Origin of the sequence: Bacillus sp. FJAT-29937 (assembly GCF_001509555.1) — a bacterium.
GTDB lineage: Bacteria > Bacillota > Bacilli > Bacillales > Cytobacillaceae > Cytobacillus.
Map to the genome: position 1 here is coordinate 665,028 of NZ_LMAS01000001.1, position 15,478 is coordinate 680,505.

General features: G+C 36.7%; 17 protein-coding genes. 2 read left to right on the plus strand and 15 right to left on the minus strand.

Features of this window, described 5'->3' with window-relative positions; all coding sequences use genetic code 11:
• Positions 1-1,668 carry a ribonuclease J1 gene (gene rnjA / locus AR328_RS03270; protein ID WP_066289658.1) on the plus strand — a complete coding sequence of 556 codons (1,668 nt, stop codon included), beginning with the start codon at positions 1-3 and terminating at the stop codon, positions 1,666-1,668.
• 63 nt (positions 1,669-1,731) lie between these two features.
• Here the strand turns inward: rnjA and AR328_RS03275 are convergent, their stop codons facing one another.
• The 7 genes from AR328_RS03275 to AR328_RS03305 all read right to left on the minus strand — a co-directional run bounded on the left by AR328_RS03275 (position 1,732) and on the right by AR328_RS03305 (position 7,359).
• Positions 1,732-2,391, minus strand: coding sequence for a potassium channel family protein (locus AR328_RS03275; protein WP_066289660.1), 660 nt, complete (start codon positions 2,389-2,391; stop codon positions 1,732-1,734).
• Positions 2,392-2,548: 157 nt separating this feature from the next.
• On the minus strand, positions 2,549-3,004 hold the full coding sequence (locus AR328_RS03280; protein WP_066289662.1) for a TlpA family protein disulfide reductase: 456 nt from the start codon (positions 3,002-3,004) through the stop codon (positions 2,549-2,551).
• An 81-nt stretch (positions 3,005-3,085) separates the two neighbouring features.
• Positions 3,086-3,634 (minus strand): peroxiredoxin, encoded by a 549-nt coding sequence (locus AR328_RS03285; RefSeq protein WP_066289664.1) that lies wholly within the window; start codon positions 3,632-3,634, stop codon positions 3,086-3,088.
• 301 nt (positions 3,635-3,935) lie between these two features.
• Entirely contained in the window at positions 3,936-4,838 is a 903-nt protein-coding gene (locus tag AR328_RS03290) for a LysR family transcriptional regulator (RefSeq protein WP_066289667.1), read from the minus strand.
• Between the two features lie 97 nt (positions 4,839-4,935).
• On the minus strand, positions 4,936-6,381 hold the full coding sequence (locus tag AR328_RS03295) for an MDR family MFS transporter (protein WP_231734754.1): 1,446 nt from the start codon (positions 6,379-6,381) through the stop codon (positions 4,936-4,938).
• Between the two features lie 170 nt (positions 6,382-6,551).
• Positions 6,552-6,998: a cyclic-di-AMP-binding protein CbpB gene (gene cbpB, locus AR328_RS03300; protein ID WP_066289671.1), complete on the minus strand. Its 447-nt coding sequence runs from the start codon at positions 6,996-6,998 to the stop codon at positions 6,552-6,554.
• A gap of 124 nt (positions 6,999-7,122) precedes the next feature.
• Positions 7,123-7,359, minus strand: a complete 237-nt coding sequence (locus AR328_RS03305) for a YkuJ family protein (RefSeq protein ID WP_066289674.1) — start codon at positions 7,357-7,359, stop codon at positions 7,123-7,125.
• Positions 7,360-7,658: 299 nt separating this feature from the next.
• Here AR328_RS03305 and AR328_RS03310 point away from each other — a divergent pair, with 299 nt between their 5' ends.
• Positions 7,659-7,898, plus strand: coding sequence for a glutaredoxin family protein (locus tag AR328_RS03310; RefSeq protein WP_066289679.1), 240 nt, complete (start codon positions 7,659-7,661; stop codon positions 7,896-7,898).
• A gap of 37 nt (positions 7,899-7,935) precedes the next feature.
• On the opposite strand, the gene AR328_RS03315 is transcribed toward AR328_RS03310, so the two are convergent.
• From AR328_RS03315 to aspA, 8 genes are all read right to left on the minus strand, one after another.
• Positions 7,936-8,577, minus strand: coding sequence for a DUF3993 domain-containing protein (locus AR328_RS03315; RefSeq protein ID WP_066289683.1), 642 nt, complete (start codon positions 8,575-8,577; stop codon positions 7,936-7,938).
• Positions 8,578-8,807: 230 nt separating this feature from the next.
• Positions 8,808-9,365 (minus strand): hypothetical protein, encoded by a 558-nt coding sequence (locus AR328_RS03320; RefSeq protein ID WP_066289688.1) that lies wholly within the window; start codon positions 9,363-9,365, stop codon positions 8,808-8,810.
• A 3-nt stretch (positions 9,366-9,368) separates the two neighbouring features.
• Complete coding sequence (locus tag AR328_RS03325; RefSeq protein ID WP_066289694.1) at positions 9,369-10,001, minus strand: SCO family protein; 633 nt, start codon at positions 9,999-10,001, stop codon at positions 9,369-9,371.
• A 68-nt stretch (positions 10,002-10,069) separates the two neighbouring features.
• Positions 10,070-11,755 (minus strand): cbb3-type cytochrome c oxidase subunit I, encoded by a 1,686-nt coding sequence (locus AR328_RS03330; protein ID WP_197414411.1) that lies wholly within the window; start codon positions 11,753-11,755, stop codon positions 10,070-10,072.
• 26 nt (positions 11,756-11,781) lie between these two features.
• On the minus strand, positions 11,782-12,246 hold the full coding sequence (locus AR328_RS03335) for a cytochrome c oxidase subunit II (protein ID WP_066289703.1): 465 nt from the start codon (positions 12,244-12,246) through the stop codon (positions 11,782-11,784).
• Between the two features lie 9 nt (positions 12,247-12,255).
• The gene (locus tag AR328_RS22460; protein ID WP_156422633.1) at positions 12,256-12,396 is read right to left on the minus strand and encodes a cytochrome c oxidase subunit 2A; all 141 of its coding nucleotides are present in this window, start codon (positions 12,394-12,396) and stop codon (positions 12,256-12,258) included.
• 280 nt (positions 12,397-12,676) lie between these two features.
• On the minus strand, positions 12,677-13,894 hold the full coding sequence (locus AR328_RS03340) for an EAL domain-containing protein (protein WP_066289709.1): 1,218 nt from the start codon (positions 13,892-13,894) through the stop codon (positions 12,677-12,679).
• 110 nt (positions 13,895-14,004) lie between these two features.
• Complete coding sequence (aspA, locus tag AR328_RS03345; RefSeq protein WP_442854421.1) at positions 14,005-15,420, minus strand: aspartate ammonia-lyase; 1,416 nt, start codon at positions 15,418-15,420, stop codon at positions 14,005-14,007.
• Positions 15,421-15,478 lie beyond the last annotated feature (58 nt).

A 15,478-nucleotide genomic window follows, 5' to 3' on the forward strand; every position in this document is an offset into this window, starting at 1 on the left:
ATGAAATTTGTAAAAAATGATCAAACAGCTGTTTTCGCCCTAGGAGGACTAGGAGAAATCGGAAAGAACACGTATGCTGTTCAATTCCAGGATGAAATCATCTTAATTGATGCAGGAATAAAATTTCCTGAAGACGAACTTCTTGGGATTGATTATGTCATACCTGATTATTCGTATTTAGTTAAAAATGAAGACAAAATTAAAGGTCTTTTTATCACGCACGGACATGAAGACCATATTGGCGGAATCCCCTATTTATTGAGAGAAGTAAACATTCCTATTTATGGCGGCAAGCTGGCGCTTGGTTTACTCCGCAATAAATTAGAAGAGCACGGATTACTTCGACAAACAAAAATGCATGAAATCAAAGAAGATGATGTCATAAAGTTTAGAAAAACGTCCGTTACATTTTTTCGAACAACCCATAGTATTCCCGATTCTTATGGAATTGTCGTAAAAACACCACCAGGGCAAATCGTTCATACAGGTGATTTTAAGTTTGATTTTACGCCAGTAGGAGAACCAGCAAATTTAATTAAAATGGCAGAGATCGGTAAAGAAGGGGTACTATGTCTGCTATCTGACAGTACGAATAGTGAAATACAAGATTTTACCATGTCAGAACGCCGTGTTGGCGAAAGCATTAATGATATATTTCGCAAAGTCGAGGGCCGAGTAATCTTTGCTACCTTTGCCTCTAATATTCACCGACTACAGCAAGTAACGGAAGCTGCAGTATTAAACGGCAGAAAAATTGCTGTTTTTGGCCGCAGTATGGAAGCTGCAATTAATATTGGTCAAGAGCTAGGATATATCCAGGCACCTAAAGATACATTTATCGATGCCCAACAAATAAATCGATTGCCATCCAATCAAGTGACGATTTTATGCACAGGCAGCCAAGGGGAACCGATGGCCGCTTTATCCAGAATTGCGAACGGAACACATAGACAAATTCAAATCAATCCTGGCGACACGGTTGTTTTCTCATCATCACCAATCCCGGGAAATACGATTAGTGTAAGCAGAACAATTGATATGCTCTCTCGTGCTGGGGCAGATGTTATTTACGGTAAGCTTTCCAATATTCATACTTCTGGTCACGGAGGTCAAGAAGAGCAAAAGCTAATGCTGCGACTAATGAACCCAAAATTCTTTATGCCAATCCACGGTGAATATAGAATGCAAAAAATGCATGCGAAACTTGCTGTAGATTGTGGTGTGATGGATGAAAACTGCTTTATTATGGATAATGGAGAAGTACTTGCCTTAAGTGAAGATTCAGCACAAATTGCAGGGAAAATTCCTTCAGGCTCCGTTTACATTGATGGAAACGGAATTGGTGATATCGGAAATATCGTATTGCGCGATCGCCGAATCCTTTCTGAGGAAGGATTAGTAGTTGTGGTTGTCAGCATTAACATGAAGGATTTCAAAATCTCTGCAGGCCCTGATCTCATTTCACGCGGTTTCGTCTATATGAGAGAATCAGGTGATCTTATTAATGATGCTCAATCATTAATTACTAAACACTTGAACAAAGTAATGGAACGAAAAACGACTCAATGGTCAGAAATCAAAAACGAAATAACGGACACTCTGGCACCTTTCCTATATGAAAAAACAAAACGCCGTCCAATGATTTTGCCGATTATTATGGAAGTATAAAGTATAAAAGGGGCTGTCATTCATTAAATGAATGACAGCCCCTTTCACGATAAAAACAAGCTCCTAGCTCATTACTTTTTTCTCAAAGCGATTAATATCAACATCTGCTCCAATAACAATTAATATGTCATTAAGCTGAATGACCTCATGTGATAGCGGGGAAACAATGATATCATTCTTTCTCTTTATGGCGACTATGTTAATTCCATATTTTGCACGAATATCTAAATCAATTAAAGTATGGCCGCTAAGCTTATCGTTCGCTACAATTTCCACAATACTATGTTCATCTGAGAGCTCCAAATAGTCTAGGACATTATTGGACACGATGTTATGGGCTATACGCCTGCCCATATCACGCTCAGGATGGACAACATGATCTGCACCTATTTTTCTTAATACTTTCTCATGATAATCATTTTGTGCTTTTACTGTTATTTTTGTTACTCCTAGTTCTTTTAATATTAACGTTGTTAAAATACTCGCCTGTATATTATCACCAATAGCTACGATGACATGATCAAAGTTTCGAATGCCAAGACTTTTAATTACTGATTCGTCGGTAGTATCTCCAACTACTGCATGTGAGGCGATCATTGAAAATTCATTTACGCGATCTTCATTCACATCTATTGCCATGACTTCCATTCCTTCTTCTGCCAATGCCCGGCAAATGCTTCCACCGAAACGTCCAAGTCCAATCACAGCAAATTCCTTTTTCACAGCTCATTCCTCCAGGGGTTTTTACAATTTTCATTTTTGCTTCACACATGATTGTTATAATTTATCTATTGTATTATTTTCTTTGGAAATTAGTCAAGTTTGCTGTTAAGCGCTTTAAAACTCAAAAAAAGACCAAGCATAAGCCCGGTCCATTCTACTATTCTGTTTTATTCATTTCATCTAATACACGATTGACACGCTTCTCAAGCATTTTCATACCGCTTCCGCCTGCTTGGAAATGACGCAAGTTTCCATCTTTATCAAACACATAATAAGCTGGCACGTATTGATTTTCGAATGCCTCATTTAATTTATGCTCACTATCTACATAAATTGGCTGTACAATTTCATGCTCAGCTGCTGTTTTCTTGATTAATTCTAAATCCAAATCATCTTCAGAACGAGGCATATGAACAGCAACAACATTTAACTGATCTTTATAATCATCTCTAAATTTATTTACATGCGGCATTGCTTCTTTACAAAGATGACAGCTAACAGACCAAAAATGGATTAATGTTGGCTTTTCACCTACAAGCTGAGACTTCGTTACCTCTCCATTTAACCATTCAGTTGCACCTGTTAACTCAGGCATTTGATCACGTAACTTCATTGTTTTTCCCCCTTTTATCGAATCATACTTCAAGAAAAGACCTAACAATCAAGTTAGGCCTTTTCATTAAAATTCTCTTAATTATACATTTAGTGTACTTTGTCCTGGCTTCCAGTTAGCTGGGCAAAGTCCGCCAGTTTGAAGTGCTTGAAGAACACGAAGAGTTTCATCCACGTCACGGCCGATATTGTTGTGGTTAACAACAGAATACATTAATTCACCCTCTGGGCTAATAATGTATAATCCGCGAAGCGCGATTCCTTCTTCTTCAATTAATACTCCATAATCACGTGAAACCACATGATTTGTATCAGCAGCTAATGGATATTTCAACTCGCCAAGTCCGTTGTTCTTGCGGTCAGTATTGATCCAAGCTAGGTGTGTATGTATTGTATCTGTTGAAACTCCAATTACTTCTGCATCCAAATCTTCGAACTCATCGTAACGATCTGATAATGCAGTAATCTCAGTTGGACATACGAAAGTGAAATCCATTGGATAGAAGAAAAGAACTGTCCACTTATCATTCTTCATATTTTCTTCAAGGCTTACTTTTCCAAACTCTTTGTTTGCTAGAACTGCATCCATTTCAAATCTAGGTGCTTGTTTACCTACCATACGTTCAGGCATATGTAATCCCTCCATTAAAGTATTAAATGAGAATAGAATAATCAGTTTCTCATTTAAGCTTTTATTCACAATTATAAGTATAGATGACTAATGATTTGAGGTCAACATCAAATTGTAATTAATTTAATTAAATACCTATTATTATATATTTAATTTATTGAAATAAAACCCATTACATGTTTTACCCTCTTTTGGCATTATTTAATCAATTATTTATAGACTGTCTTACAGAAGATTGCTTCATTATCAATTTTACCAAAGTATTCCTTAGGAATAAAATAAAATGCTCATCCTAATTCTTCTACTTACTGCTTCTGTCTTCATTTCCTTCCTCTTCAATAAATTCCTTTATTAAGTCAACAAAGGCCTGCACTTGTTTAAGCTGGAAAGCTGATTCATAGCCAAGCAGCCATGTATCTCTTTTTAAAGGAAGGTCATGCTCATCCAACAGCGGTACTTTAAATATGTTTTTCTCAGCACCATTTAAAGTAATGGCAGGCAAAATCGCATAACCAATCCCATTAAATGTCATTTGCTTACATGTTTCAATTTGATCAACTACTATCGTTCTTTTTGGGGCAGTCTTGAATGTCCGAAGCCACCAATCTTGAATTTCCTGAAAATAATTAGAATCACTTTTAAACTGAATAAACGGGCGATCTGTATTTAAAATTTGTTCCGGTGATGTAATTTCAGTGTCGACCAAATATAGAGGGTCTTTAAAAAGATGAATTTTTATTCCTTTCCAATCTGGTGTGCCCCGTATGATTCCAATATGTACTTGATCTTCATAAATGGATTTTAATATTTCACTGCTCCAGCCCGTAAGTAAAGAAACCTTTGCTTGAGGATAGCGGGTTACGAATTTCTTTAATACTTGTGGAAGCCAGTTTTGCCCTACTATGGATGCAACAGCTATCTTCAAAGTTCCATGAACTTCTGTATTAAGAGCATGAATCGATTCTCTGACCTTTTCCTCTTTCACAATAACATCATTAATAAATTTAATGACAAGCTCCCCAGCAGGTGTTAAAGACAAACCTTTTTGTGAACGGACAAATAATTTTTCCCCCCACTCCTTTTCAATCGTTTGCAAGCGTTGAGATAAAGCTGGCTGTGAAACAAATAATCTCTCAGCAGCCTTCCTCATATTCATTTCCTGAGCAAGGACTGAAAGAAAGTGAAACTCAGAAAGCGATGACATATGTTCACTCCGTTCTTTTTTCTTCTACTATAACCTAAAAAGATTAAAGTTTCATTGTTGGTTAAGAATCATTTTTTATTAGAAAAAGACCCCGCAATTACTTTGCAGAGTCTGGTTCTTTCTTTGGCAGTAACATAACGAGAATAAAGCTGATTACAGCAAAAATAAGCACTGTATAATAAACCGTTTGTAAAGAAAAAGTAAGGCCATCTTGAAGCAATGCTTTTAATCCTTCTGCAAGCTTATTTCTTTCCTCTTCATTTAGAAGAATATTCGTTGAATCAATCGTTAACTCTTCTCCAGCACCTTGCCCTTGTTCTTTAAAATAATGCATGATTCGATTATTTAAAATTCCGCCAAGCAAGGCAGCTCCAATAGTATTTCCTAAATTCCTCATAAACATATTGGCAGCTGTTGCAATACCTCTTTGATGCCAGCTGACTGTACTTTGAATAGATACAATAAAGGTTGTTAATGTTAACCCCATTCCAACCCCGACAAGAAAGGACCCGCATGCGGCCCAAAGAGGTCCTGCCTCAGGGGTAAGAGTAGCAAATACAATACATCCCAATATGAGAGATAAACCACCAATAATAGACGTGCTTCTAAACCCGATCTTTAATAATAGTCGACCTGCCGACCATGAGGCAATTGGCCAGCCGATTGACATAGTTGTAAGCGTAAATCCAGCCACAATGGGCGATCGCTCCATGACACCTTGTACGAATGCCGGCAGAAAGCTTGATATTCCTATCAGGATAACTCCTGTCGTTAAGGAAGCTAAGTTTGCGATTAGGATTGAACGCTCTTTCCAAATGCTGAAAGGCATCATCGGTTCCGGTGCTCTTTTTTCTTGAATAACAAATAAAAGGAAAGCAAGCAAGCTAATGCCTATCAAGCTAAGAGCCTTTGGAGAGGTCCAAGGCCAATTCACTCCTCCCTCTACTAAGACAATCAATAACGATGAAATTGATACCGTCAGCAGCAAGGCACCGATATAATCAATCTGGGGTTTTTTCTTTTCGATGTTTTCATGAAGAAATTTTGATATTCCTATAATGGCCAAAATACCAAGAGGGATGTTAATCCAAAATACATAATGCCAGCTTGCATATTCGACTAAAACTCCGCCGACAGCTGGACCCATAATGGCAGATATCCCCCATACACTTGACAAATATCCTTGAATCTTGGCTCTTTCTTCCTTCGTATAAATATCACCGACAATGGTTGTAGCAATCGGCATAACAGCACCTGCGCCGATGCCTTGAATTAATCTAAAAATGATAAGCATTTCCATGGACTGAGCAAATCCACATAAAATCGAGCCAATTAAAAAAATGATAATCCCAATAATTAAAATCGGTTTTCTTCCAAATAAATCAGATAGCTTCCCATATATAAGTACAGTCACTGCATTCATCAGCAAATAAGCAGAAAACACCCAGCTATATAAAGAAAATCCGCCTAGATCCCCCACAATTACTGGCATGGCAGTAGAAACAATTGTCGCCTCTATCGCTCCCATAAACATGGCTAGCATGACTGATGCTAATACTAGAGGCCGTCTCGTTTGTCTCTTATCCTTATGTATGAAAGATTTTTCAATCACCTGTTCCAATAATATTCCTCCTTGAACCTTTTCGCTCCCCATAATTATTTTAGTATACGTACGGATCTGATAAAAAAATCAAGCTCCCTTAAAAGGGAGCATTAGTTTTTACTAATTTTGCGAATTTGTTTATTTAACTCAATCATTATCGTTCTTCGTGTAAATATTCCTTCAAAAAAACCATCTTCATTCTCAATACAAAGGAATGGATTGTCGATTAATAAAGCAACTGAATCCTGGAGTGATGAATTAATGTTTAATCTTGGAATTTTCCGATTCATTACTTCTTCTACGCGCTTTTTTTCCAGCTGTTCAAATTCAATTCTCTCAAGGCCTAGAATTGAATCCATAATTAACGGGGTACTTATTAAGCCATGAAGTTTATAATACGGATCAAGTACAGGAATGGCCGTATAGCCGCTTTTTGTTAACACTAATAGAGCATGCTCTAAATTATTGCCAATTTGAACATGTGCTACCCGTTCCGAAGGTATCATAAAATTACGGATATTATTTTCTAAAAACTCCCCGCTGTGAAGACTGATCATCGCCGAAACTCCTCAAATTATTATTATCATTCTATTTTAGTTTAACACAGTTTTCATTTAGTTGCTCCTAAAAAGTTACGTTAGCATAAAAAAGGGAACCGCAATTGGCTCCCTTCTATTTGAATTATTGAATTAGATCAAATATTTCTATCGTAATCATATCAATATTATCAAATTGATACCTTTTAGGTTTTTCCTTATCATTGTAGACCTCTAGCTCAAACATTTCACTTTTTGGCTGATACGTTACCTGGCATTTTCTCTCGCCGTTCACCTCGAAAAAACGTTGCATCGGCTCTCCGCCTGTTGATTGTTCCTGTAAGTTTTTTAAACGTGTTAATATCCCTTGAAGCTGTGACATGCTCCCTCTCCTTTCACAAAAACCTAAAATCTATATTTAGGTTTCTCTTTTGGCATGTTTCTATCCTAAATGATTAAATTCAGAAATTTCAATTCCATTCCCTTGCATACCAATATTAACAGCATAAATTAATGTAAGCCAAATGTACAAGAAAAAAATATTTTTTTCTCGTTTTTTTTACTTTTTTGATCCGCTGAATTTTAAGCTGAAAGAAATACGCTTCACATTTCGTCAAGCAAAATTGTTTGAAATCCACTTCCCAATTGCACTAATATAGAAATGAAAGTGAGGGAACATTGATGAAAGAAATTACCATTTATACACAGCCCGATTGCCCGCCTTGCGAAATAACGAAAAGATTCTTAAGTGAATACGGCTTTTCTTATACAGCAAAAGATATTAAAAAAGACCAAAACGCTAGAAATGATTTAATTAATAAATATCAATCCTTCTCTACCCCAACAATCGTAATTGGGGAAGAAGTAATCACTGGTTTTGATCTAGAAAGGTTAAAGGATGTTTTAGACATTAAAGAGTAACCATTCGTTTTTTCGATTGGATGGCTCACTTTTCATTTTATAAAGTCGAGCAAAACCTGCCATATTTAATTAAAAACTCTAATGGATTCAAGCATAAGCCAACTTGCAAAGATGATTGGACTATTTTTTTCTGATAATAGTTCACATGATCTTTGCTTGTTGAGTGTGTTTGCTCCTTCTCGGGCTGTATTAGCTCTTCCGGAATATTATTATATAAAAACTCAGCTATTCTCCATCCACCATCACTCTTTGTTAATAATAAGCCTTCATAGTGGCTTTCATAAGAAACAGGACCTTCATCCATCTCAGGGAAAAACTCAAATATATACTGTTCATTTTCGAACTGGCTTAGTTTCGTTTCATCCTTATAGGTAAAATGTGGAATATAAAAAAATGGAAAATCAGTTCCATATGTAATAAACAAATTATTTTCAGTGAGAAGGTTTTCTTCTAAGAAAATCCTTTTTGCTTCTTCAGTAAAATATGGAGACAATATCTTCTCAATTTCCTCCATTGTTCTAGGTTTAACTCCAAGTGAAAGCTGAGCTTCATAGGCAGCTTGTACAAAAGCAAAAACATCTTCACGGTTGGACAACTTCTTCTCAGCTTTCGTTATTGTTGGAAAAATGAGAGCTATCGCTATAATAATTGGAAGTATCTTACTGATTAGCCTAATCATTCTATCGTCTCCTTCATTTCTTAATAATTCTCATTTTATCAACAAACAAACAGGCAGAACGATATTTTTATTCGTAAAATAACTGCAGATTCTGACAGGAAGAAGCTTAAAAACACGAAATGCTCCCTCATTAGACAAAAAAATACCCAAAACCCAAAGCTGTAAAAAAGCATTTGGACTATGGGTATCCTTTATATTGATTAATGAAAATGAAATCCACCTTCTTTCTCTTATTCATATTCTGAAGGGTCAACAAAATGTTTGTAGATTAAATATATTAATAGTCCAATTGCTGTCGTCAAAAATCCCCATCCTAGAGTTAATTGGTCAATTAATAAATAGTTGTTGCATAATTGATCAGGAGTCCAAATATATAAAAACCCCATTCCAAAATACTTTATCGTAAAAATGATAATAATGACGTTTTTTCCAGTGTCACTTAGTTTTTTCCAACTGTCTCTAAGTGGTACTCCCGCTAAAAAAGGCAAGCTGATAAATTTGAAAATTTCTACACTTTGATGGGTTAAAGCTTCGTCCATCGTTCGTGGTATTGTCCAGTAGATAACGATAATCATGAATAAAATAATGCCTGGTATTCCATTGCTATTCCACTTTTCGAAAAAACGCGGAAATCGATTTAAGAAAAAGCACGCCATAAAAAATCCTGAAATAACGAGCAGCGGCATTTGCATATGCATATGCGTAATCATAATTGACTCCACTAAATTAGCAACAGGGGGAAGCATCAGGAAAATATATAACAGAAAGGCATAGAAAACTTGTGTCATACATTACACCCCCGCTTCATTTTCAAGAATGCCTGTTACTTTAGCAGCAGCTTCTTCAATCTTTGTATAATCCATAACATCGACTAAACGGCCTTTTTTATCAACTAAATAAAATGCAGAATTATGAGTGAAGTTTCCAAGTCCATCCGGAATGACAATAACGCCAAATTTCTTCAGTAATGAGTCTAATTCAGCCTGATTAGGTATTCTCGCCATCCTCCAAGTTTCCCCATCGCTATTAAAAGCCTTTCTGTATGTTTCTAATGTTTCTGGGTCATCTCTAGTCGGATCAAAGCTAACACTCAAAAACACAATGTCTTCGCCAATATATTTTTTTGGCAGCAAATCATAAACTTGAGCCATATTCATTTCTAATTGCGGACAGACAGTTGCACAAGATGTGTAAAGAAACGTAATGAATACATACTTGTCTTCAAACTCAGAAATTGGATATTTCCGTCCTTTGTTATCCTCCAAAGTGACATCAGGGAATACGGGCTTTTCCTTCACTAGCTGATTCACTCTCGCGGTTTCTGCCGTAAACGCTCGGAATCCATCTGTCGCTATAAAAAACAACACACATCCAAACAATAATACAACAATAGCAGCGATTGTATTATGCCGGTTTTTGGTCACGGAAATCACTTCCCATATATTTTAATAAAAAGAGATAGCCCCAACATATGAGCTATCCCTATTTCAGATCACCAGGTTTTAAACGGTGGTGAACCTGGAGGTGCATTAACAATCATATCTGTTAATGGTAAAACATATGCCATGGCTACAACGATAATCATAACGACTACCCAAACGCCCCAACGCTCTGTCAGATATGGGGTTCTAGCTTCTCCTTCTTCTGCTTCAGCAATCGGGAATTCTGTTTCACCTTTTGGAGCAAAGAACATTAGGTTAAAGACTGCATATACTTGAATAATTACTGCGACCATTAGAAGTGACGCACCAATACCAATCAGTATCATATATGGATCCCAGCCTAATGTTGTAGAAAAGTCACCATATGTTGTAAAGGAGGTTCTGCGCGGTGATCCAAACAATCCTACTGTGTGCATAGAGCCAGACATGATGATCATGGCAATTGTCCAAATAATCGTTTGAATAACACCTAATTTATTCATTTGCGGTGTTAATACTCGTTTTGATAAATGCGGTATTAACCAATAACTAATTCCAAAGAATGTCAACACTACAGACATACCTAATGTTAAGTGGAAGTGACCAACAATCCACATTGTATTATGAACAACTTGGTCTAATTGGAAAGTAGTTTGTGCAATTCCGCCTGCTCCAGCTGGTGCAAAGGCAGCCATTGCGATAAATGGTGCCAGGAAACGGACGTCGCCCCATGGTAATTTTTTAAACCATCCAAAGAGTCCTTTTCCGCCTTTTCTTCTTCCAGTACGTTCCATAACCGCAAACATTGCGTACGCAGTCATTAAAGACGGGAATCCGATTGCTAAGCTCATAAACACGTGCATATATTTCACAGATTCTGAAATACCTGGGTCAATAATTTGATGGTGGAAACCACCTGTAATATTCATAACAACTAAGGCAATTACTACAACTCGAGTTAAATAATCATTAAAGCGTGTTCCCCCAATAACCTTAGGTACAATTACGTACCATGCAGAAACTGCTGTTAAATACCAAATATTTACCGCTGTGTGCCCAAATGCCCAAAATAGTGTACGGGCAACCATAACATTGATTGTATCAACCCATCCAAGAGACCATGGAATAATCATAAACAGTACTTCAACCGCAACGAAAGCAGTTGCGCCGACTAATAATACAAACACTCCAGTAGCGAAGAAAGCAAGAATTGGAAGATGCTGTCCTTTGTGGTTCTTTCTCCAATTCGCAACATTGATAAATGCTCCAGCTGCAAGCGTCCACACACCTAAGACAATAAACACTAATCCGAAATAAAAGACTGGATGAGCTGCCATTGGCGGATAGAATGTATACATAACAGATGCTTCATTCATTAAGATTGGTATAACCACTAACACAAAACCGAATATCTTCATCCAAAAACCGATCCATGCCATTTTTCTAACTTTCGGAAGAAGACCGCCTAGAGTATGTGAAAGTCCTGCATAAAAATACCCAATTGTAAAGAATGCTGACATTACAACAACTAGCAGTAATCCGTGAGCAGTTAATACTTGATAATAATTAGCCCATGTAGGCAGTTCCAGAACACCTGCACGGTTTAATCCTTGCAATAAGCCTAACAATCCGCCTAGAAGTAATGCTATAAATGCAACAGATAAATATGATTTAGATATTTTTGCGTCCGCTAAATTTACACCAAGCACTTTATTTGCCTGATCTTTAAATGCTGTTGATTTTCCCTTTTGCTGCATAACCGTTTCCACTGAAATTCCCCCCTTTATTTAACTGTAATGGTAGTACTCATTACTTGGTGGCCGGCACCACAGTATTCATTACATAGCACTAAATAGTCACCTGGTTTGTCAAACTTTTGTGTAATCTTTTGAATATGTCCAGGCATTACCATCGCATTAATATTCGTATTGGCAACTTGGAATCCGTGCACAACATCTTTAGAAGTCATAATGAAATGAACGGTTGATCCAGCAGGTACTTCGATATTGCCTGGATTAAAGCTAAATATTTGTAAAGTCATAACTACTTCATATTCATTTTCACCAATTTTTTTAATTCCTGGCTGATCAAATGGCGCTGTTTGGTCCACCTTTTGCGGATCAATCGTTTCATTATGACTTGGCGGCGCCATCCCCAAGGCAAATGCTTGATAACCAGTAATGAGCATGAAAACCATTATCATTCCAAAGCTTAATGTCAGCCATATTTTTTCTCCACGATGCATCATTTTCCCCCCCTATACTCTACCCATATATAAACCGAATAGTACTAAATAAGTAATTAGAATGACTGCCCCGACTAAGGTTACGGATAAGGCTGTTCCCTTTTCTGACTCCTCTTCAACTTTTAATTTATTATCGTGTTTTGAAGCTCCCATCTGAACCCAACCTCCTTTTGTTCTTTATAGTTACATAATAATTGCGAAAGGTTCTCATTGAAGTGAAGTGAATCACACATATCAACTCCGTACTAAATTTTAAAAAATATAGTCGTTTTCAGACAAAATTTAGACAAAAACATTCTTGAGACTAGAATGTTTTTGTCGTTGGCTTCATTTCTCTGCGCTGGTGATTACTTCGTACATCAAGGACAAGTTCTGCTGAATCCAACGACAATTTAGTTTTTTACACAGAAAAAGGCCCCCATTTCGGAGGCCTTTAAAGTAATCCTTCATGTTCATAAAGGAAATCATATGAAAGATCAATAAATATATAATCAAGCGCATTGAGCGGATACGAAAAAGTTCGGATTGTTTGCCCTGTTTCGATATCTCGGTATAAATCAGATAAAAAACCTCGTTTTTCCTTTTTCATTTTCAAAATGTTTTCGAAAAAATAGGGACGCCAGCTCCAGTTTTTTTGGAGGTATTGCGGCTGAAGCAGCCAATTATTTTCTTCCTTAAAAATGTTGGCAGATTTCTGAATTCCATTCTCATCACATACATATAAGCGAAAAGCAACATCCGTTAAAGAGAGAGAAAGTTCCTTTATTAAATCTTCATATCCGAGCATTCTGCGATTTTTTGTTTGCAGAAACTGAGTCAACTTTTCATTGAACTTTTCCGTTACACTATACAATTCTTCGAGTTTTTTCTTTTCGTAAGCAATAAATTCATGCCATTTTTCCTTCAATTTCTCCTTCTGAATATCGCGTTCTACAAACTCCTCTGCAGGTTTTTGCAAATAAAAGCCCTGATAATATCTTCCACCATTTCTCCACGCAAATTGAAGCTGATAAACCATTTCAATATTTTTAAAAAGCAAAGTAGCCCCAATTTTTCGCGCTAATAAAGAAATAGAAAGTAAAATATCATGTAGTATATGTGCAGAAGCAGTAGAACGCAGCTCATTTAGATCAACCTTTAAAATGTTCGGAGAGATTTGTCCAATTCGATCTAAATGGCTTCTCTCATTTCCCATATTGTCAATGGCAATCTTAATACCGTAAGTACGAATATAATTTAATAGATGATCTAAATGTTCTACTTCGCCCTTGTAGACACGCTCAGTGGATTCTAATACGATTCGATTTAGCTTTAATCCCTTTTCTTGATATTCAAACAAAATAGAAAGAAATGATTCAGCATTATCAAACATTAATAAATCTGCGTCTTTATTAATAAAAAGAAGAATATCATCCTCAATTAAAAGTGCTTTATCTAACGCCTTTCTTAAGACGGTATGATCGATTTCCAGTCTGTATTCTTCAGGTATGCTTTCATCTAGAAAAATAGGCCCTAAACTTACTATCCCATTTTCCCCTTTATATCTCCCTAGTATTTCATAGCCTGCAACTCTTAGTTCATCAGCACTAAATATCGGCTGAAAATACGGAAAGACATGATCCAAATCCGTTAATATTTCCAGGGCATCCATTTTCATACCCTCCAGTATTAATTAATTAAATACTTTTTAAATGGACAAAAATACCGATAATCCTATCGGTATTTTCATCATAAATTAATTACATTATATTGGGGATAACATTACTTATCAAGTAAAGAAGCACCAGAGATGCCAGGCTTTGTCATTTCATATGGATCTAGAATCAGATCTAATTCTTCTTCACTTAGCACATCATATTGCAAGCATAATTCACGAATGGATTTCCCATTTACGATCGATTCTCTCGCAATTTCAGAAGCGACATTGTACCCGATATGCGGATTGACAGCAGTTAATAAACCTACACTTTTTTCCACATATTCTTTAAGGCGGTCTGCATTGGCCGTTATTCCAGACACACAGAAGTCAGTAAATACACGGAAGCCATTATTCATGATTGAGATGGATTGCAGTAAGTTAAATAATAATACTGGCTCCATAACATTCAACTCAAATTGACCAGCTTCAGACGCAAGAGAGATCGTATGATCATTGCCAATTACTTGGAAAGCAATTTGGTTAATAACTTCAGGCATAACCGGATTAACTTTTCCTGGCATAATAGATGAACCAGGCTGACGTGAAGGCAAGTTAATTTCATACAAGCCTGCTCTCGGCCCAGAAGCCATTAAACGAAGGTCGTTTGCGATTTTTGACATATTAACCATGCAAATTTTAAGGGCTGATGATACTTCAGTATATGTATCTGTGTTTTGTGTAGCATCTACAAGATTTCCAGCTGGTTTCACAGGGATGCCAGATATCTCAGCTAAATACTGGACAACCTTTTCAATATAAAGAGGATCCGCATTCAGCCCTGTTCCTACAGCAGTTGCGCCCATATTTACCTCTAATAAATTCTCCATCGATCTTTCAATTCTCTTAATATCCCGTTCAATCACATTCGTATAAGCCCTGAATTCCTGCCCTAGACGAATGGGAACTGCATCCTGTAAATGAGTTCTTCCCATCTTTATTACCGAATCAAATTCGATAGCCTTTTGGTTAAAAGCTTCCTTCATTTCATTCATAGTAGTTAATAATGTTTCTACTGCTCTATATACGGAAAGATGAATAGCTGTTGGAAAAGCATCGTTTGTAGATTGGGCCATATTAACATCAATATTTGGATTCAGATGAAAATATTCACCCTTTTCCTTCCCCAAGAACTCTAATCCTCTATTCGCGATAACTTCATTCGCATTCATATTAACGGATGTTCCCGCTCCGCCTTGGATCGGATCTACAATGAAGTGATCATGCCATTTCCCTGAAATAATTTCATCTGCCGCTTTGCAGATTGCCTCCGCTTTTCCTTTATATAAACGCCCAATACTTGAATTTGCAAGCGCAGCAGCTTTCTTTACAATTGCCATTGCAATAATTAAATCTTTGTTTATTTTATATCCTGTAATGGGAAAATTCTCAACAGCTCTTAATGTTTGTATTCCATAATATGCTTCTATCGGAACATGCTTTTCTCCCAAGAAATCCTTTTCAACACGATATGTACTCACAAATAACATCTCCTAGTCAACCAATTATTGATGAAAGAGAAGTTGTCCACTCCCCTTA